Consider the following 18,787-nt stretch of genomic DNA (forward strand, 5'->3'; position numbering starts at 1 on the left):
TTTAACATGTGTGCTTACCGGGTGCTGGTTGTAGATGATTCGGCCTTTATGCGCAAAATTATTACAGATTTAATTGTAAGGGATGAGTCGTTCAACATCGTAGGTACAGCCGCCAATGGCAAAGAGGCTGTAGAGAAAGTGAAGGAATTGCAGCCCGATTTGGTCACCATGGATGTCGAGATGCCTGAAATGAATGGTCTTGAAGCATTGCCATTGATTATGGCAGCCCATCCGCTACCTGTTATTATGCTGTCAGGCATTAATGAACAAGGCATGAAGGAGACCATCATGGCTCTGGAGGCAGGAGCTTTCGATTTTATAAGAAAGCCTTCCATTGCTCATGCGCAAGATATCGAGCAAGTGAGCAAGGCGTTGCTGGAACAGATGCACACTGCTATGCAAGCAGTGCGGAGCCGCCTGGAGCGCAAGGAAGCTAATGAGCGCAAAGCTGCATTGGAACAAGCGAAAAAAACGCCACAGGAAAAGACTACAGGACAGGCGGTGACTGAGAAACGAGCAGGCAGTCAAGCTTCGACAGACAAGCCTCCGGTTGTTCCGCTTGCTCCTTCACCTGCTGTATCAACTCAGCCGAAGCGTGATGCTGGCAAGTCCGTCCCGGCAGCAGCCAAGCAGGAAACGAAACGACAACAGTCTGGAACATCTGTTACGGCGGGGCGCATAGAACAGCCAGCTGCTCAGCCAAGCAAGTCAGTCCAAGCATCTACTGTTCAGAAGAAGGAAGACTTGTCCAAGAGGATGGGACGAACACCAGAGAAACTAAACAGTTCTAATACGGCCGCTGACAAATCGCTGCATGGTAAGGATAAAGCAGGGCTGGTTAAGCCGGAGCCCCGTAAGACGGTGAGTTCATCAGCTACTCCTATTCCAGCGGCTGCTACGCCTCCAGTAACGGCACCTACAGTTCCTGCCGCATCTAAAGGATTTTCTCTTAAAAAAGGTGTGCATACGTCCAGCTTTCGCAAACTGGTGGCGGTGGGATGTTCTACGGGCGGTCCGCGGGCGCTTAAGACGCTGTTGGAACGCATTCCTGGTGATTTTCCTGCTCCAATCGTTATCGTTCAGCATATGCCGCCAAACTTCACTCGTTCGCTGGCACAACGTTTGAACACGTTAAGTCCACTCCGAGTTGTGGAGGCTGAGCAGGGAATGACGCTGGAGACTGGAACGGCCTACATTGCCCCAGGGGGATATCAACTAAGAATTGTGCCAGGAGCCGGTGGTAAATACACTGTGTCACTGAAGATGGAGGAAGCTCGCAATGGTCACCGTCCTTCCGTAGATACGATGTTTGAATCGTTGCTCTCGTTAACCTCGTTGGAGCGGCATCTAGTATTGCTCACTGGAATGGGGAGCGATGGGGCCAAAATGATGAAAAAGCTTTATGATGCTGGGGTACAATCCACATTTGCTGAAAATGAGGAAACTTGTGTAGTGTACGGAATGCCCCGCTCAGCAGTAGAGTTAAAATGTGTGCGTCACCTTCTGCCAATGCAGGAGATCGCCCCCAAGCTTGTACAAGTTGTGAAATAATCGGAGTGTAACTCATGGAGGAGGTGTCTCACAATGGACATGAACCAATATTTAAACATGTTTATTGATGAGTCGAATGATCATCTGCAATCTCTTAACGAAAAAATGCTTCAACTGGAAAGCAATCCAACCGATCTAGGCATCGTTCAGGTGATTTTCCGTTCTGCCCATACCCTCAAAGGAATGGCTGCTACGATGGGATTTGAAGACCTAGCATCGCTAACTCACCAAATGGAAAACGTTCTTGATCTGGTACGTAACAACAAGCTGGCGATGCATGAATTTATATTCGATACCTTATTTAAAGGATTGGATGCTTTGGAGTCCATGGTGCAGCACATTACAGAGGGGGGCGACGGAAAAGCGGATGTCTCCTCTATTGTATCTTCACTACAATCCATCGTGAGTGGGGATTTCCAAAAGTCCGGCACAAATGCTGCCACTGAGGAGTCTCCATCTAAAAAAGTGGACAAAAACGATCGTGCTGGGCTTGTCTTGGATCAGTTCCAGTATTCTGTACTGGAGCAATCTATTTCTGAAGGACATCGTGTTCACTATATACAGGTAACAATCAGCTCAGAGAGCCAGTTGAAAGCGGCACGTGCCTTTATGGTGTTCAACACGCTGGAAAACTCTGGTGAAATCGTCAAGGCCTATCCGTCGGTACAGGATATTGAGCAGGAGAAATTCGAGCAAAGCTTCTCGTTATATTACATAACGCAGAAAGAAGTTGGGGAGCTGGAAAAGGAAATCGCGGGTATCTCTGAAATTGACACTGTCTCAGTGGTACAACTAGATCAGGAATCGCTTAAACAAATGAGCGAAGTTACTGCTGGACTGGCTGAGGCTGCTGCGGTGCAGGAAGCACCTGTTGCCGTGCAACCACCTGCTCCATCCCAGCCGCAGTCTCCAGCTGCGGCCTCTGTGGCTAAGCCAGCAGCAGGAAAAGCACCAGCAGCTAAGGCAGCTGCGCCTACGCATAACCGTACGATTCGCGTAGATATTGAACGCCTGGATGTACTTATGAACTTATTTAGCGAGTTGCTCATTGACCGTGTGCGGTTAGAGCAGTTGGCAAGTGAAGCTTCCAATCCAGCACTGACAGAAACAGTAGAGCACATGAGTCGTGTGAGCAGCGATTTGCAAAACGTCGTTCTTAAATTGCGGATGGTACCAGTAGATACTGTTTTCAATCGTTTCCCGCGTATGGTGCGCGATCTGGCCAAATCGCTGGATAAAAAACTTGATTTGGTTATTACTGGAGCAGAGACTGAAATGGACCGCACTGTTATCGACGAAATTGGCGATCCTCTGGTGCATTTGCTTCGGAACTCCGTGGATCATGGCATTGAGTCGGTAGCCGACCGGATTGCAGCTGGTAAACCTGAGACAGGAACGGTTCACTTGCGTGCTTTCCATAGCGGAAATAACGTATTCATTGAGATTGAAGATGACGGAAATGGTATTAATCGCGATAAGGTACTAAACAGTGCTATTTCTAAAGGGATTTTGACGGCAGAGCAAGCAGCGGTCATGACCGACGAGGAAGCCTATCAGGTATTGTTTGCTCCGGGCTTCAGTACAGCTGCAGTCATTTCAGACGTATCAGGACGTGGTGTCGGTTTGGACGTTGTTAAATCCAAAATCACCGCTTTGGGTGGCAATGTTACGGTTCACTCTACACTGGGCCAAGGCACTAATTTCTCTGTGCAATTGCCGCTGACCCTATCCATTATTGCAGCCATGATGATACAGATCGGTTCTGAAAAATATGCGATTCCATTGTCCTCCATTGTGGAGACTGCGATCGTCAAGCGGACACAAATTCGTTCAGTACATGGCAATAAAATGATTGCTTTCCGCGATTCTCATATCCCGCTCATCTCCTTGAGTCAGCTGTTCGAGGTACCGGACTTCAATGAAGATGAAGAAGAAGAGACAGAGGTCGTGGTCATCCGCAAGGGAGACCGTCTGGCAGCTCTTTCCGTACAGGACTTTTTGGGACAAAGTGAAATTGTCCTTAAAAATCTGGGCAAATACCTTCCAAACATCCAAGGAATTTCAGGCGCCACGATTCTGGGTGACGGTCAGGTTGCTTTGATCATCGACCCGAATGTTTTCATTAAATAATGTCTTCATCAAAAATGAAAGAAATGTGAAGTTGCTGACATCAATAAGGAGGTTTTTTAGACATGGGAGAAGAAATTAAAGTTATCGTATTTAAGCTTGGTGAAGAGGAATACGGTGTTGAAGTAGAAAAAGTCCAATCTATAGAACGCATGGTGCCGATTACACGGGTTCCAAGAACCTACGATTTTGTTAAAGGCGTATTCAACATGAGAGGCGTAGTCATTCCGGTTATTGATCTTCGTGGCCGGTTTGGATTACCTGAAGCTGAATATACCGATCAAACTCGCATCATTATCGTTGCAGTGGGTGAAATGCAAGTCGGCTTTATCGTTGACTCAGCGAATGACGTTATTGACCTGAATACTGACAATATCGAGACACCACCGGAAGTGATTGGCGGAGTTAAGGCTAAATACCTTCGCGGAGTTGCTAAGATTGGTGAAGAGCGCTTGTTGATTATGCTGAACTTGTCTGAAGTCCTGAATCGTAGCGAGATGAACCAACTGGAAGGCTTAGAGGATTAACATATGGAAAATCTAGGAAATCTTGAAGACTTCAAGTTGGATGTGTTGAAAGAAGTCGGTAACATTGGCTCGGGGAACGCTGCTACAGCGCTCTCCCGGCTTCTCAATAAACCGGTCGATATGGGTGTACCCAAAGTACAAATGCTGCCCTTTGAGGAAATTGCCGAGAAAGTCGGCGGCTATGAGCAACTTGTTGTCGCCATATTTTTTAGGGTAGAAGGGGAAGCCCCCGGGAATCTATTCTTCATATTGCAGCCTCAGGCGGCAAAAGGCTTACTTTCCCGTTTGGCGAATATTCCTTCAGATGACGAGGACAGTTTTAACGAAATGGAGCACTCAGCCCTGTCGGAGATCGGAAACATTTTAGCAGGCTCATACTTGTCTTCGCTGGCAGACTTTACGCGTTTATCTATGTATCCAACAGTCCCTGCACTGGCGTTGGACATGGCAGGAGCAATTCTCAGCTATGGACTGCTGCAGTTTGGGCAGATGGGGGATGCTGCATTATTGATTGACACATCGTTTCTGGAAGGGCAGAATCAGATAGAGGGTCAATTTTTCCTGATTCCTGATCCAGAATCGTTCGGGAAAATCTTTAGGTCGTTAGGAGTCCCGATGAACGATGATTGAGGATAAAAGCATCATTAAAGTCGGTATGGCTGACTTAAATGTTACCAGTAACCCGAACTCGATTCGCACGACAGGACTTGGTTCTTGCGTCGGATTGACTCTCTACGATCCTCACTTGAAACTGGCAGGTATGGCACATGTGATGCTACCATCCTCGGATATTGCACGTGAAGGGCAACTGAATATTGCTAAATACGCCGATACGGCGCTGCCCGAGTTATTTGAGAGGATGCTGAAATTGGGTGCTGAACGACGTAGACTGATTGCCAAAATGGCAGGGGGAGCGCAGATGTTCGCCTTTGCCGGTAGTGGAGATACCATGCGCATTGGTCCACGCAATGTAGAATCATGCAAAGAGATGCTCGTAGATCTCGGTATTCCCTTGATTGCGGAGGACACAGGCGGTAATTATGGACGAACGATTGAGTTGGACTCTGAAACTGGCGTTTTGAATATTCGAAGCGTACAAAAAGGTGTAAAGGAATTATAAACATGTTATTTGGCAGCTTACGCATTAATCTTTGGTCTGGAGTAGTCGGATTTATTCTGACTTTTGTGTTGTCCGTTGGCAGCAATCTGCTGACCACGAGCTTAATTCGTGGCTTGATCGCCTTCGTTTTTTGGTTCCTACTTGCATTTGTGCTGCGCTGGACACTAGGTGTTGTAGCGCGGCCAGATCTGGGGAATGCCCAAAGCCGGGCAAGCTCTCAGGTAGATGGCGTAGGGGGGAATCTGGACCTGACGACACCAGACGAGAATGAAAACCTGAATGAATTGCTGAAACCGAAACCAGAGCAGACGGACGAAGGGAACAATGGTTTCGCGCCTTTAAACCCACCTAAGCTGGTTTCCAACAAGGACCCTGAAGAATTGGCCAAGGCCGTTCGTCACCTGACAGACAAATAAGGAGGGTGAAGCCGATGAACGAGCGTAAAGCCGCTCATTTAAACCATTCCGAACTATGGGAGCAATGGAAAGAACACGGTGACAAGGAAGCAAAGAAACAGTTAATTGAAAAGTATCTCCATATTGTGGAATATGTGTCGGGCCGCCTTGCAGTAGGCTTGCCCAAAAATGTATCCAAGGATGATCTGGCGAGTAACGGCGTTATGGGTTTGATTGACGCTTTAGAGAAATTTGACTATGAGCGTGGTTTGCAGTTTGAGACTTATGCTTCTTGGCGTGTTCGCGGAGCGATTTTGGATGGTCTTCGTCAAGGGGATTGGGTTCCTCGTTCAGTTAGGGAAAAAGCAAAAAAAATCGAGGATGCCTACCAGCATTTGGAACAAAGATATTTACGCACGGTAAGCGACGAAGAGATGAGCCATTATTTGGACGTTTCTGAAAAAGAGTTTCAAAGTATGATCCAGGAAGTCGCTGTTATGTCGATTGTCTCACTGGAGGACCCCATCCGTGAAGAGGAATCGGAAACACGGCTTTCCCTTTTGGTGGACGAGAAGGCGAAAAATCCGGATCATAAGGTCAATGAATTTACACTTCGTGATGCCCTTGCACAAGGCATTGATAAATTGACTGAAAAAGAACGTATCGTTGTTTCTTTATTGTATTACGAGGATTTGTCACTCAGCGAAATCGCTGAGGTCATGTCGCTATCTCCATCGCGAATTTCACAGTTGCATTCCAAAGCAATATTACGTCTAAGAGCGACATTGGACAAACAACGGGATTTGCTAATGCGTAAAGATTAACGTACGGGAGGTTACAGTAACAGTTAGACGGAAGGAGCACCCTTGTGGAGAAGCAATATGCTTTGGACCAGTATTTAAAAGTGGTTGTCTCACCTGACAAACAAACAGCCTACTTGGAGTTTGCCAAACGTGAAGAAGGTTTTGCCTGTTCTGTGGAAGAATTAGAGCGTTTTCTAAGCAACCAAAAAATATCCTACGGTTTAATGACCGATGCGATTCGTGTATTTGCGGCAAATCCGGAAGATCATTTCTTCGGAAAATTACTGATTGCTCAGGGAAAGCAGCCGGTCCATGGCAAAGACGGAAAAATTAATCTGGCTGATATTGTGACTGGCGAAGATGCACATAAGCCACTTGAAACCGTAGATGGACGGGTGGATTATAAAGAACTAACTCGTTTAAGAAATGTAAAACGTGGACAATTGATTGCCGAACGAGTTGATCCTCTGCCGGGTGTACCGGGGATTGCTGTAACCGGAGAGGAAATTCCTTTTCTTCCAGGTAGAGAGGCGCGTTTTAAAGTTGGAAAAAATGTAGTGATCCATCCGGAAGGTGTTGCCATGTATGCGGCTATTGACGGACTGGTGACTACGACTGAAAAGGGCAAACTTAATGTGTTCCCCGTATATGAAGTGAACGGGGACGTCGATTATAGTGTCGGTAATATTGATTTTGTTGGAACCGTCGTCATTCGTGGGAATGTCTTGACAGGGTTTCGCGTTCGGGCGGCTGGCGACATTCGTGTCATCGGTGGTGTGGAAGGCGCTGAAATTGAGGCGGAAGGTTCAGTGGAAATCAGTGGCGGCATTATCGGATACCATAAGGGGTTCGTGAAGGCTGCACAAAATGTCAAATGCTCATTCATACAAGATGGTAACGTGATTGCGGGAGGCGATATACTTGTATCCCAGAGCATCATGCATTCCCAGATTAAAGCGAGTGTAAATGTACTCTGCGAGGGGACCAAAGGGCTTATCGTAGGTGGCAGTGTACAAGCTGGTAAAAAGGTAGTAGCTCGTACCATCGGTAATACAATGTCCACAGCTACTGTTATCGAAGTGGGTGTGCTTCCTGAACTGCGCGATGAACTAACAGAACTCCGCGCACGTTTGAAGCAGCAGACAGACAGCCAGGATAAAACGAATAAGGCCCTTACCATATTGGATCAACTTGCCGCCGCCGGACAGCTTGCACCTGAAAGAATGGCTATGCGAATCAAGCTGACATCTACTAAAAAATCTAATGAACAGGAGCTTTTGGAAACCAAGTCCAGAATGCTTGAAATTGAACGAACATTAGAGGATACGAGCCGGGCACGGGTAGAAGTGAAAAATGTGATTTACGGTGGCTCTAAAATAGTTATCGGCAGATATACAAAATTTATTAAAGATTCAGTGGAAAGAATGGCGTTTTATTATCATGAGGGAGACATCAGCATGTCCTCCTACGTGTAATTCAGCACACTGTTAATCATTCAACATTGTATTCCTTGAAAGACAGATACGGATGCCCAATCGGAAAGGGTGTGGTCCAATGAGCTTGAAGGCTGTTGAATTGCAAATTGCCGTACCTCGCACCAGTGAAGCAGGAAAATACCAAAGTGAGTCCCAGCAGCGGCCGATGAATGATCAAGCATTGCTTGGACAAAAGGCCGCGCTGGAGACAGAGAACATGCGTCAACGAAGCGGCGCCATAGATCAGTCTGCAGAAACATTCGTCGGTGAGCGGCAAACGGGAGGGCAGAGCAGAGATTCTTCCCAGCAGAGCCGTTCCCAATCAGATGAGACTGAGGTGCCTAAGGAGCATCCGGCAGAGCATCCGTACAAGGGACATCATATTGATTTTTCGCTCTGATCCGACAGGTGGAGAAGCGTTATTAAAGGAGACGATGGGCAGTGGATCAACCATGGATTTATATTGTTCTGCTGGGCGCTGCAGCTGTTGTCTACGCCTGGCTTCTGCCTAAGCGTCAGCCAGGCCGGGGAACAGAAGAGGCCGTCGTTCAAAAGGTCGAGGCCACATTGGAGCAGTATATGGCCGATATTGAAAACGACAATGACGAGCTGATTGAGCTCGTATCTGGTATGAAGCAGGAGCATACAGTTAAACAGGCGGCATTACAGGAACAAGTAGCTGAGCTTCGGAACCGTATCGTGGAGCTTGAGCGCCAGGCTATGTTTGCTACTGTTTCTATGCAAACCGAGTCTGTATCTAAGGAAATACAACATACAGTAACTTCTCATCAGGCAGCGGTTGCTTACGGTCAATTTCAAAGTCCGCAACCTGGAGTGTCTGTACAGGAAGGCTATTCTGATTCAGAAGCTCCTCTCGTAACTATGGAGGAGCAGACAGTATTGCAAGACGCTGAAACTGAGCAGGAAGTAGAGTCCATCCGTGATCGTTATCAAGAGTTGTTTGCGCTGCATGAGCAAGGCAAGTCGTTGGATTATATAGCCAAGCAATCAGGCATCCAGCGGGGGGAAGTACAGCTTATATTGCAACTCGCAGAGCGGGAGGATGTAACGTGATCAAAAACCGTTCATTTATGCTAGGCATGGGTACGGGCCTTATAACGGGGGCATTGCTGTTGCAACTGGCAATGATCGGTCAGGGACAATCGCAGCAATCTTCAACAGACCCAAAAAACATGACGCGAGAGCAATTAGAAAAGGCAGCTGCCGAATTAAATCTTCAGATCAGTGACAGTTCTGATCCGAAAATGACAGAAGAGGAATGGCGTAATAAGGTGATCAAGGAAGGCAACAAAACTCCGGTTGCACCCCAAAAGGCTAAACCAGCTCAAACGCCGTCAACACCAAAGGTACCTGCAAATAGCACATCCTCGGCGGCTTCTAAACCTTCGACCAGCGCATCGGTTCCACAAAGTCCGAATAAGCCGCAAACTCAAAGGTCTGGCACTACAACGACTCCCAACATCCCCAAGCAGCCTGCCACCCCACAAGTGCAGTATAGCATTGCATCGGGAAGCAATTTGAGAAGTGTGGCATCAGGATTGCAACGGGCAGGGGTTGTGTCGGATGCTAGTGCATTTGAGGCAGCAGCTAAGGCCCAAAAAATCAATACCAAAATTCGTACGGGTACCTATCAGTTTGCTAAAGGTGAGGATTTCAGTTCTATTATTACTAAAATTACGAAAAAGCCGTCCAACTGACCAGACCGGGAAGTGGACGGCTTTTATTCATGCTGACAAGTTCGATAAGAGGCGTAAAACGTCACATTTTGCGTTGTTCCAACTATTGTCGAAAAGTTGGTTGCAACGATGCAAGTGTTATGGTATATTAATTGACGGTGTTAAAAACGCACGTCGGTTAATTTTATAGAGGGTGCTTTCCAATGGAAAGTCTTTATGAAAAATGATGTCGGCGGAGGACACACAAAAAACCAAACTTAGGAGGTGCGTGAAGATGGCAGTAATCTCCATGAAACAGCTTTTGGAAGCTGGGGTTCACTTTGGTCACCAAACACGTCGCTGGAACCCGAAAATGGATCGTTATATCTTCACTGAAAGAAACGGTATTTACATCATTGACTTGCAAAAGACAGTGAAAAAGGTTGAGGAAGCTTACAACTTCGTAAAAAGCATTGCAGCTGAGAATGGTACAATTCTGTTCGTAGGCACGAAGAAACAAGCACAAGATTCCGTTAAAGAAGAAGCAGCACGCGCTGGTCAATTCTACATTAACCAACGTTGGTTGGGTGGTACGCTGACTAACTTCCAAACGATTCAAAAACGTATTGACCGTTTGAAACAACTGGAAGCTTGGGAAGAAGACGGTACATTCGCAGTTCTTCCTAAAAAAGAAGTTATCATTCTTCGCAAAGAAAAAGATCGTCTTGAAAAATTCTTGGGCGGTATCAAAAACATGAAGGGCCTTCCAAGTGCTCTGTTCATCATTGATCCACGCAAAGAACGTATCGCGGTTGCTGAAGCTCGCAAATTGGGTATCCCAATCGTAGGTATCGTTGATACAAACTGCGATCCAGACGAAATCGACTATGTTATCCCAGGTAATGACGACGCAATCCGCGCTGTTAAATTGCTGACAGGTAAAATGGCTGATGCAGTTATGGAAGCAAACCAAGGCGAAGAAACTACAGCATAATATTTCCATTAGGAAATACCTATATGAATTAAATGAAAAGGGTGGTTGGCAGGTGTATAACCTCTCACTACCCTTTTTTTAAGGAATAAAGCACGGTATACCACTGAAAATCAAATTTGGAGGGAAATAATATGGCAGTTAATGCTAGCGCAGTAAAAGAGCTTCGTGAAAAAACAGGCGCAGGAATGCTGGATTGTAAAAAAGCGCTTGAAGAAGCAAACGGTGATTTGACAAAAGCGGTTGAAGTTCTGCGCGAAAAAGGACTTGCAGCTGCAGCCAACAAAGCAGGTCGTATTGCTACTGAAGGTGTTGTTGAATCCTACATCCATGCTGGCGGCCGTATCGGCGTACTGGTAGAAGTAAACTGCGAAACAGACTTCGTAGCTAAAACAGACCAGTTCAGAGATTTTGTGCGCGATATTGCAATGCATATCGCTGCATCGAACCCTCGTTATGTTCGTCGTGAAGAAGTGCCACAGGAAGAGATCGAAAAAGAAAAAGAAATCCTGAAAGCACAAGCTCTGAACGAAGGTAAACCAGAGAAAATCGTTGAAAAAATGGTTGAAGGCCGCATTGGTAAGTTCTATGAGGAGTTCTGCTTGTTGGAGCAATCTTTCATCAAAGATCCAGACAAAACAATCTCCACGCTTATCAACGAAAAAATCAGTACAATTGGCGAAAACATCTCTCTGCGTCGCTTTGTTCGTTTTGAACTGGGTGAAGGTCTGGAGAAAAAAGAAGATAACTTCTACGAAGAAGTTATGTCTCAAGTGAAACAATAATTACCAACGAACGGTAATTGCATATGGAAAAAACGGAAATGGAACACATCAGTGTTCCTTTTCTTGCAACAGGACACCTATCCTGTTACATAAAGTATAAATGATATTGGAGGGTGATCATTTGGAAAAACCTGTGTTTAAGCGTGTTGTCCTGAAAGTTAGTGGTGAATCGCTGTCAGGTCCTAACGGTTACGGTATTGATGCGGATACGATTGCGTCCATTGCCGAACAAGTCAAAGACGTGGTGGAACTGGGAGTAGAAGTTGCTATCGTGTGTGGTGGCGGTAACATCTGGCGTGGTATTGCTGGAAGTGCCAACGGAATTGACCGGGCCACGGCAGATTACATGGGTATGCTGGCAACAGTGATGAACTCACTGGCCTTACAGGATGCTTTGGAACAGATTGAAGTACCTACTCGTGTACAAACATCCATTGCGATGCAACAGATTGCTGAACCTTATATCCGCCGTAGAGCTATCCGTCATTTGGAAAAAGGTCGGGTTGTTATTTTTGCAGCAGGTACAGGTAATCCGTTCTTCTCGACTGATACTACTGCTGCATTACGTGCTGCTGAAATTGAAGCGGAAGTAATTCTGATGGCTAAAAATAAAGTGGATGGCGTATATTCTGCTGATCCGTTTAAAGATAGCACAGCCGAGAAATATGAGCAGCTTACGTATTTGGATGTGCTCAACAAAAATCTCGGTGTCATGGATTCTACCGCTTCCTCGTTGTGCATGGATAACAATATTCCGTTGATTGTCTTTGCTATTACAGAGCAAGGTAACATTAAACGTGTCGTGCTGGGTGAGAAAATTGGTACGATCGTCAAAGGGAGTGTAAATTAATGCCACAATCTGTGAAAAAGAGTGCTGAGGAACGCATGCAAAAAGCAATCCAAGCATTGCAACGTGATCTTGCATCTTTGCGTGCAGGACGGGCGACACCAGCTTTACTGGACCGTGTACAGGTAGAGTATTATGGTGCAATGACTCCAGTCAACCAGCTGGCGAATATCAATACACCTGACAGCCGGACCTTGATGATTCAGCCTTGGGACAAATCTTCCTTGGCCGATATCGAGCGCGCTATACAAAAATCCGATTTAGGTTTGACACCTTCGAATGATGGTAATACCATTCGTCTGAGCATTCCTGCTTTGACGGAGGAACGCAGAACTGACTTGGTGAAGTTGACGAAGAAGAACGGTGAAGAAGCGAAGATCGCTATTCGTAACATTCGTCGTGATGCCAATGATGACATCAAAAAATTGGAGAAAAGTGATATTTCCGAGGACGAATCTCGTAAACATCAAGAAGATATCCAGAAAACAACTGATAAGTTTATCGCTGAAGTGGATAAAGTTTTAGCTGCAAAAGAAAAAGAAATTATGGAAGTTTAAAAGATTGGCAGCCCCTCCCTTACGGTGGGGTTTGTCTCTTTTCAAGCCTGAGGCACATTTTCAGAGAATGCTGGAGGAACTGGAATGATCAAACGGGTTCGGTCTTGGTGGAACGGGGAACAAAAACAGCAAACACCGGCCATTTCAAAAGACAATATTCCGCAGCATGTTGCTGTCATCATGGATGGGAACGGCAGATGGGCCAAACGGATTGGAATGCCGCGGATTGTAGGGCACCAAAATGGAATGAAGGCAGTGAAACGCACAGCAATTGCAGCGGATGAACTGGGTATTAAGTATTTGACTTTGTTTGCATTTTCAACTGAAAATTGGACGCGTCCAAAGGACGAAGTTGATTTTCTAATGCGCTTACCGCAGGAATTTCTGGCTATTGAGCTAGATGAGCTGATTGGAAAAAATGTGCAAGTGCGTATGATGGGCAATAAGGAACATTTACCTTCCCATACCGTTGAGGCGCTGACTGAAGCGACTCGACGAACTGAAAATAATACCGGACTTGTTCTTAATTTTGCATTAAATTATGGAAGTCGGTTGGAAATCACAGAATGCATGCAAACATTGGGCCGTCAAATTGCGGATGGGAAGCTTAAAACAGAAGATATAACATCTGAGCTGATCGGTAATACGTTGCTTTCTAGTGGTATGCCAGACCCTGATTTACTGATTCGAACAAGCGGTGAGCTTAGACTTAGTAATTTTATGCTCTGGCAGCTTGCCTACAGTGAGTTGTGGTTTACTGATATTTATTGGCCTGAGTTTAAGAAAGAACACTTATACGAAGCAGTGATCGAATATCAGCAAAGAACACGGCGGTATGGCGGACTGAAGTAAATGGAGGATGAAAGCCGTTGAGACAGAGATTAATTACCGGTATTCTGGCAGGCATATTCTTTTTGGCGATGGTCCTGTGGGGCGGCTTGGCCTACCATTTGCTTATATTGGCGATGGCCCTAATCGGATTTTATGAGTTCGCACGAATGACGCAGGTATCTCCTTTTGGAGGTACAGCAATACTTGGATACGTAAGCATATTAGCTTTTGTATTCCCGTATGAACCTTTTGGTTTGCACTCACCCTTACCCTTTGCCAGTATGCTTTGGCTGGTAATGATAGCTTTTATGATCATCACGGTAGGAACAAAAAATAAAATCCCGATTCAAACGGTAGCTATATTATTTCTTGGTACCGTTTATATAGGGTTTGGATTTTCGTATATTGCGGAATCACGTCATATGGAACATGGACTGTTATGGACATTTTTATTATTGGCTTGTATTTGGGCAAGTGATGCAGGGGCATATTTTGTAGGCAAAATGGCAGGAAAGACGAAATTATGGCCTGCGATCAGTCCGAACAAAACGGTCGAAGGATCCATTGGCGGCATCGTTTTAGCGTTGGTTATAGCTCTTGTATTCGCTGGATTATCGGGTGGACTGCTGCCATGGGGCAAAGCCATCGGCATCGGTTTGTCATGTGCAGTTGTGGGACAACTGGGCGATTTGGTACAATCTGCATACAAACGAGTGTACGGCATTAAAGATTCCGGTAATCTGCTGCCAGGGCACGGTGGTATACTAGACCGCTGCGACAGCTGGATTGTCGTTTTTCCATTTGTACATATGCTGATGCTGCTTCCATGAGTCTATTGATTACAGTTTATGCTCAGGCTAATCTCTATGCTGCTCACTCTGCGCTACTAGAAGGTTGGAACCAGTAGCATAGCTGCCTGAATAACAATCAATGAGCTCCTGGATAAAAGTGATTTTCAGGATAGGAAGGTGCATCATGAAAAGAATTACGGTACTTGGTTCAACCGGATCTATTGGAACTCAAACGCTGGATGTAGTGTCCATGCACCCGGATCAGTTTACTGTTGAGGCTTTAGCAGGTGGTTCTAATATAAAGTTACTTGCTGAGCAGGCTCATCTTTATAAACCCAAAAAAGTGTCTGTGGGTACTCGGCAGTTGGCGGATGAAATTCGTCCTTTACTGCCTTCTGGAACGGAACTGTATTGGGGAAATGAAGGACTCGTTGAGCTTGCTGCGAACACAGAGGCGGATATGGTTGTGACGGCTGTAATGGGCAGTGTCGGATTGCACTCCACGCTGGCCGCAATTGAGGCTGGAAAACAGATCGGTTTGGCCAATAAGGAAACACTGGTTACTGCTGGTCATCTGGTCACAGCGCGGGCTCGGGCGAAAGGAGTGCCGTTGCTGCCGATTGACAGTGAGCATTCAGCTATTTTCCAATGCTTGAATGGTGAGCGTATGAAAGATGTGGCACATATTACTCTCACAGCATCAGGGGGTTCTTTTCGAGATTTGACAAGAGAACAGTTGCGTGAAGTTACAGTGGAAGATGCACTCAAGCATCCCAATTGGTCAATGGGGGCCAAAATTACAATTGATTCAGCAACGATGGTAAACAAGGGGCTGGAAGTCATTGAGGCGCATTGGCTATTCGGACTTGATTATGAGCAGATTCATGTGTTGCTTCATCCGGAAAGCATTATTCATTCCTATGTTGAGTTTCAGGATACAAGCATTGTTGCTCAACTTGGGAATCCGGACATGAGAGTACCCATTCAATATGCATTGACTTATCCTGAGCGTATGAAGTCCCCGGCGAAGCCGTTGTCACTGGCTGAAGTGGGCAGACTCCATTTTAAGGAAATGGATTATAATCGTTTTCCTTGTTTAAGGCTTGCCTTCGAATGTGGTAAAATGGGTGGTACAGCACCGACCGCATTTAATGCAGCTAATGAGATTGCTGTTGCCCGTTTCCTGCGTGAAGAAATTTCTTTTCTGCATATTGAAGCTATTATTGAACGTGTGCTGGAGCGGCATGTCAATGTGGCTAATCCTGATCTGTCTGCGATTGAAGCATGTGACGGAGAGACTCGTAGCATAGCTGCAGAATTGTAGGCTAATGTTGGGTTAGAAACGAAATGTGATTCTCTTGTGCGGGATCGGAGAATAATGATAATCTAGGAAGACAAACTCGATCTCATTGAAAGGGGAACGGAAACGATTGGAAACGATTCAAATAGTGTTGATGACGGTGCTCATGTTTTTCGTCATAGTGACAGTGCATGAATGGGGGCATTATTATTTTGCCAAGCGCGCCGGGATTCTGGTACGGGAGTTTGCGATCGGTTTCGGTCCGAAACTGTTTTCTTATAAAAGAAACGAGACGCGATTTACGTTGCGTTTGTTGCCGTTCGGTGGCTTTGCCCGCATGGCGGGAGAGGATCCGGAGGTCAATGAAATTGAGACCGGACAAACGATTGCTGTACGCGTAACGGATGATGTCGTGAAGACCATCTATCTGGATCAACTGGATAATCGCAAGAATGTGGTGCGCGGCGAAGTGTTGGATATTGATCTGGAACAGTCGTTAACTTTAAAATTGGATGTAGATGGCGAAGATCAGCAATACACTGTACACCCGCAAGCGATGATGGTAACGAAAGGTCAATCCATTCAGATTGCACCCAAGGATCGGCAGTATGGGAGTAAAACAGTAGGACAGCGTGCGATGGCTATTTTTGCTGGACCACTGATGAATTTTATTCTTGCCTTTATTTTGTTTGGTCTGCATATTCAGATGGTCGGCATTCAAGTGGACAACCCGACGTATGTCCAAATTAGTGAAATTACAGCAGGTATGCCTGCTGCTGAAGCTGATTTGCATAAGGGAGATATCATCGAATCGGTGAATGGAATAGCCATTGGTGCGAATGTTGAAAACATGATCAAACTGATTGCGGATTCTCAAGACAAGCCGATGAAGTGGACGGTTCGCCGTGATAATAAGACCTTTGATCTTACTATTACACCTCGTGCAATGGAAGGACAAAAGGGTGGCAAGGTGGGCATTGTGCCTGAACTTCCAAAACGCCAAGCAGGTGTCGGTGAAACGTTCAAATTTGCCGGGCAATCCATGGTCAGAACGACCGATATTATTTTTCAAGGATTTAGCCAGCTTATTCAACGTTTTTCTATCAATGACCTGGGAGGACCGGTACGTACTTTTGAAGTGACGGGGCAAATTGCCAAGCAGGGGATTGAGCAGTTGACGTATTGGACTGCTATAATGAGTCTTTATCTGGGGATATTTAATTTATTGCCTATTCCGGCGCTGGATGGAAGCAGACTTGTTTTCCTTGGTGTGGAGGCGGTAAGAGGGCGTCCCGTCGATCCGAGCAGGGAAGGAATGGTCCATTTCGTTGGTTTTGCTATGCTATTCCTGCTTATGATTGCGGTCACGTATAACGATATTTTACGCTTAATTAATGGTTAATTAGAGACGGACTTATATAAAAACGGTCTGTATGGGAGGACATGCATTTCTATGTCGAACGATAAACAGTTTGTCGAGGAAATTACGCCGCAGAGCGAAGATTTTTCCCGATGGTATATTGATGTTATTAAAAAAGCAGAACTGATGGATTATTCCCCTGTTCGCGGATGTATTGTATTCCGCCCCGATGGTTTTGAAATCTGGGAGCATATCAAGGAAGCCATGGACGTGCGCTTCAGAGAAACAGGGCACCGTAATGCCTATTTTCCAATGTTCATTCCAGAAAGCTTTTTTCAAAAGGAAAAAGAGCATGTTGAAGGGTTTAATCCTGAACTGCCTTGGGTAACCGAGGCTGGCGGGGAAAAGCTGGAAGAGCGTCTTGCTATTCGTCCGACTTCGGAAACGATGATTGGTCATATGTACTCCAAATGGATTCAATCCTATCGTGATCTGCCTGTGCTTATTAACCAATGGGCTAACGTAGTGCGTTGGGAAAAACGCACGCTGCCTTTCTTGCGCACAAGTGAATTTTTGTGGCAAGAAGGTCACACGGCCCATGAAACAGAAGAAGAAGCACGTGAAGAAACGATGAAAATGCTGGAAGTATACCGTGAGGTTATTGAGGAAGTTCTGGCTATTCCGGTTATTACTGGACAGAAAACACCTTCTGAAAAGTTTGCAGGTGCGAAGGATACATTTTCACTGGAAGCGATGATGAAGGATGGACGGGCGGTACAAGCTGGGACCTCCCACTATATGGGAACTAATTTTGCCGTTGCATTTGACATTAAATATTTGAGTCGTGAAAACAACTTGGAATTCGCGCATACGACTTCATGGGGAACAAGTACACGTTTGATCGGTGCACTGATTATGGTCCATGGAGATGACCGTGGTCTGGCATTGCCTCCTAAAGTTGCGCCTACGCAGGTTATTATGGTTCCAATTGGACCACCTAAGAAGCGTGATGCCGTTATCGCTCGTGCAGATGAACTATTTGCTGAGTTGAAACAAGCGGGAGTGCGTGTTAAAATGGACGACCGCAGCGATGTAAGTCCAGGCTGGAAATTTAATGAATATGAAATGCGCGGTGTGCCGGTTCGTCTGGAAATCGGACCTCGTGATATGGAAAACGGTGTCTGTGTGCTCGTATCCCGCATCAGCGGTGAGAAAAAAATCGTGCAGCAGGATAATCTGGTTGAGGAAGTACACGCGATGCTCGCACAGGTACAGCAGGAGATGTTTGATCGTGCGAAAAATTTCATGGAAGAAAACTTCTATTCCGTCGATACGCTGGATGAAATGAAGACTCTCATGGAAGAAAAACGCGGCTTTACTTTGGCAGGCTGGTGCGGATCTGAAGAATGTGAAGACAAAGTTAAAGAAGTAACAGGTGCTACAAGCCGTAACATACCGTTTAAAACAACCGAGCAAAAGTCCACATGTTTGTGTTGTGGCAAACCTGCCAAGCATACAGTAGTGTTTGCACGAGCGTACTAATATAGATGTAGGGCAATATCACTATACTCACTTCATTCTTTTTGCTGACATCGTAGCTATTACGGGACAATGTTCCGAAGGATCTATGTCGTTGTGAGAAGGATTGAAG

The 18,787-nt window shown here is 45.8% G+C and carries 20 protein-coding genes; all 20 read left to right on the forward strand.

Features of this window, described 5'->3' with window-relative positions; all coding sequences use genetic code 11:
* Positions 1 to 6: 6 nt before the first annotated feature.
* The 20 genes from NLX74_RS03400 to proS all read left to right on the forward strand — a co-directional run bounded on the left by NLX74_RS03400 (position 7) and on the right by proS (position 18,678).
* Positions 7 to 1,551: a chemotaxis protein CheB gene (locus NLX74_RS03400; RefSeq protein WP_254327993.1), complete on the forward strand. Its 1,545-nt coding sequence runs from the start codon at positions 7 to 9 to the stop codon at positions 1,549 to 1,551.
* Positions 1,552 to 1,584: 33 nt separating this feature from the next.
* Entirely contained in the window at positions 1,585 to 3,681 is a 2,097-nt protein-coding gene (locus NLX74_RS03405) for a chemotaxis protein CheA (RefSeq protein WP_235308129.1), read from the forward strand.
* 62 nt (positions 3,682 to 3,743) lie between these two features.
* Positions 3,744 to 4,205, forward strand: coding sequence for a chemotaxis protein CheW (locus tag NLX74_RS03410; protein WP_007430046.1), 462 nt, complete (start codon positions 3,744 to 3,746; stop codon positions 4,203 to 4,205).
* A gap of 3 nt (positions 4,206 to 4,208) precedes the next feature.
* On the forward strand, positions 4,209 to 4,835 hold the full coding sequence (locus tag NLX74_RS03415; protein ID WP_061829449.1) for a chemotaxis protein CheC: 627 nt from the start codon (positions 4,209 to 4,211) through the stop codon (positions 4,833 to 4,835).
* Entirely contained in the window at positions 4,828 to 5,325 is a 498-nt protein-coding gene (locus NLX74_RS03420) for a chemotaxis protein CheD (protein WP_010346358.1), read from the forward strand. Before NLX74_RS03415 ends, NLX74_RS03420 begins: the two co-directional genes overlap by 8 nt.
* Before the next feature lie 2 nt (positions 5,326 to 5,327).
* Positions 5,328 to 5,741, forward strand: coding sequence for a hypothetical protein (locus tag NLX74_RS03425; protein WP_025722357.1), 414 nt, complete (start codon positions 5,328 to 5,330; stop codon positions 5,739 to 5,741).
* A gap of 14 nt (positions 5,742 to 5,755) precedes the next feature.
* Positions 5,756 to 6,544, forward strand: coding sequence for a FliA/WhiG family RNA polymerase sigma factor (locus NLX74_RS03430; protein WP_016820968.1), 789 nt, complete (start codon positions 5,756 to 5,758; stop codon positions 6,542 to 6,544).
* A gap of 44 nt (positions 6,545 to 6,588) precedes the next feature.
* The gene (locus tag NLX74_RS03435; RefSeq protein WP_254325822.1) at positions 6,589 to 7,998 is read left to right on the forward strand and encodes a flagellar assembly protein A; all 1,410 of its coding nucleotides are present in this window, start codon (positions 6,589 to 6,591) and stop codon (positions 7,996 to 7,998) included.
* 79 nt (positions 7,999 to 8,077) lie between these two features.
* Entirely contained in the window at positions 8,078 to 8,398 is a 321-nt protein-coding gene (locus tag NLX74_RS03440; RefSeq protein ID WP_061829447.1) for a hypothetical protein, read from the forward strand.
* 41 nt (positions 8,399 to 8,439) lie between these two features.
* Positions 8,440 to 9,072 (forward strand): hypothetical protein, encoded by a 633-nt coding sequence (locus NLX74_RS03445; protein ID WP_254327935.1) that lies wholly within the window; start codon positions 8,440 to 8,442, stop codon positions 9,070 to 9,072.
* A complete protein-coding gene (locus NLX74_RS03450) occupies positions 9,069 to 9,716 on the forward strand; it encodes an endolytic transglycosylase MltG (protein WP_061829445.1) in 648 nt (215 codons plus the stop codon). The genes NLX74_RS03445 and NLX74_RS03450 overlap by 4 nt, the downstream gene beginning before the upstream one ends.
* Positions 9,717 to 9,969: 253 nt before the next feature.
* A complete protein-coding gene (gene rpsB / locus NLX74_RS03455) occupies positions 9,970 to 10,668 on the forward strand; it encodes a 30S ribosomal protein S2 (protein ID WP_013309916.1) in 699 nt (232 codons plus the stop codon).
* Positions 10,669 to 10,799: 131 nt separating this feature from the next.
* On the forward strand, positions 10,800 to 11,450 hold the full coding sequence (gene tsf, locus NLX74_RS03460) for a translation elongation factor Ts (RefSeq protein WP_013309917.1): 651 nt from the start codon (positions 10,800 to 10,802) through the stop codon (positions 11,448 to 11,450).
* A gap of 121 nt (positions 11,451 to 11,571) precedes the next feature.
* The gene (gene pyrH, locus NLX74_RS03465; protein ID WP_013309918.1) at positions 11,572 to 12,300 is read left to right on the forward strand and encodes a UMP kinase; all 729 of its coding nucleotides are present in this window, start codon (positions 11,572 to 11,574) and stop codon (positions 12,298 to 12,300) included.
* Positions 12,300 to 12,854: a ribosome recycling factor gene (gene frr, locus NLX74_RS03470; protein WP_029517013.1), complete on the forward strand. Its 555-nt coding sequence runs from the start codon at positions 12,300 to 12,302 to the stop codon at positions 12,852 to 12,854. The genes pyrH and frr overlap by 1 nt, the downstream gene beginning before the upstream one ends.
* Before the next feature lie 84 nt (positions 12,855 to 12,938).
* Positions 12,939 to 13,706 carry an undecaprenyl pyrophosphate synthase gene (locus NLX74_RS03475; RefSeq protein WP_254327936.1) on the forward strand — a complete coding sequence of 256 codons (768 nt, stop codon included), beginning with the start codon at positions 12,939 to 12,941 and terminating at the stop codon, positions 13,704 to 13,706.
* A 17-nt stretch (positions 13,707 to 13,723) separates the two neighbouring features.
* Positions 13,724 to 14,515 carry a phosphatidate cytidylyltransferase gene (locus NLX74_RS03480; protein ID WP_029517015.1) on the forward strand — a complete coding sequence of 264 codons (792 nt, stop codon included), beginning with the start codon at positions 13,724 to 13,726 and terminating at the stop codon, positions 14,513 to 14,515.
* A 145-nt stretch (positions 14,516 to 14,660) separates the two neighbouring features.
* Entirely contained in the window at positions 14,661 to 15,800 is a 1,140-nt protein-coding gene (locus NLX74_RS03485; RefSeq protein ID WP_254327937.1) for a 1-deoxy-D-xylulose-5-phosphate reductoisomerase, read from the forward strand.
* 106 nt (positions 15,801 to 15,906) lie between these two features.
* Positions 15,907 to 17,178, forward strand: a complete 1,272-nt coding sequence (gene rseP, locus NLX74_RS03490; RefSeq protein ID WP_061829443.1) for an RIP metalloprotease RseP — start codon at positions 15,907 to 15,909, stop codon at positions 17,176 to 17,178.
* Positions 17,179 to 17,229: 51 nt separating this feature from the next.
* Entirely contained in the window at positions 17,230 to 18,678 is a 1,449-nt protein-coding gene (gene proS, locus NLX74_RS03495; protein ID WP_103047860.1) for a proline--tRNA ligase, read from the forward strand.
* Positions 18,679 to 18,787 lie beyond the last annotated feature (109 nt).

This window comes from Paenibacillus sp. MZ03-122A (genome assembly GCF_024213325.1).
Lineage (GTDB): Bacteria > Bacillota > Bacilli > Paenibacillales > Paenibacillaceae > Paenibacillus > Paenibacillus polymyxa_B.